The organism is Pseudocitrobacter vendiensis (assembly GCF_943590815.1).
Taxonomy (GTDB): Bacteria; Pseudomonadota; Gammaproteobacteria; order Enterobacterales; family Enterobacteriaceae; genus Pseudocitrobacter; species Pseudocitrobacter vendiensis.
This window is the reverse complement of the sequence record NZ_CALSBS010000087.1, coordinates 1-736: the sequence shown is the minus strand read 5'-3', so window position 1 is coordinate 736 and position 736 is coordinate 1. Positions and strand designations below refer to the sequence as shown.

At 59.1% G+C, this 736-nt stretch carries 2 protein-coding genes; one reads left to right on the top strand and one right to left on the bottom strand.

Annotated elements, in window-relative coordinates; genetic code table 11:
• Positions 1-94 precede the first annotated feature (94 nt).
• Entirely contained in the window at positions 95-493 is a 399-nt protein-coding gene (merR, locus tag NMC31_RS26075; RefSeq protein WP_003089120.1) for a mercury resistance transcriptional regulator MerR, read from the bottom strand.
• Positions 494-561: 68 nt separating this feature from the next.
• Between merR and NMC31_RS26070 the strand changes: the two genes are divergently transcribed.
• A partial coding sequence (locus NMC31_RS26070; protein ID WP_436651406.1) for a mercuric transporter MerT family protein occupies positions 562-736 on the top strand: 175 nt, incomplete at its 3' end.

Here is a 736-nt window from a genome sequence, read left to right as displayed (position 1 = left end):
CTTGGGGTTTGGGGAGCAATGGAACCAAAAACCAACGTAAGCTCTGAATCCCACCGTAAAGGGGCTTTCCGATCTCCAGCTCACCCGCCAGGCATTACTCTCTGATCAGTGCCTCGATGATCGGGCAGATCGTTCCGCCGTCTCCCGCATCACATTGCTGCACCAGTTCGCCTAACAGTTGCTGCATGACGACCAAGTCGGCCATCTTCTGCTCGATCAACGCGAGCTTGCGTGCAGCCCGTGCTCGCGTTTCGGCACAGGCGCACGACTCATCCAGCGTCAGCAGTCCACCGACTTCCGAGAGCGTGAAACCCAGCGCCTGAGCCCGCTTGATGAAACGCAGTCGCTTCACCATGTCCACCGGATAGCGCCGATGGCCACCCAAGGGTTTGGCTGGTTCATCCAGCAGCCCGCGTCGCTGGTAGTAGCGGATCGTCTCGACGTTCACCCCGGCGGCGTCTGCCAGCTTGCCAATGGTCAGCTCTGTGGCCATCACTTTCTCCTTGATTCCGTACTTTGGTACGGAGTTTAGAATAGCACCTAGGCAATCAGGCTCAGGAGATGGGAATGGGGATGCAACTCACCGGGAAAGGCTCGCTGGTCGCGAGTTCGCTGACCGCCATCGGTGCGTCGGTGTGCTGTGTCGGGCCACTGGTGCTGTTGGCACTCGGTGTCGGCGGTACGTGGGTGGGCGCTCTGACCATGATGGGGTCGCTTCAGAATTCGGAAATTAAAG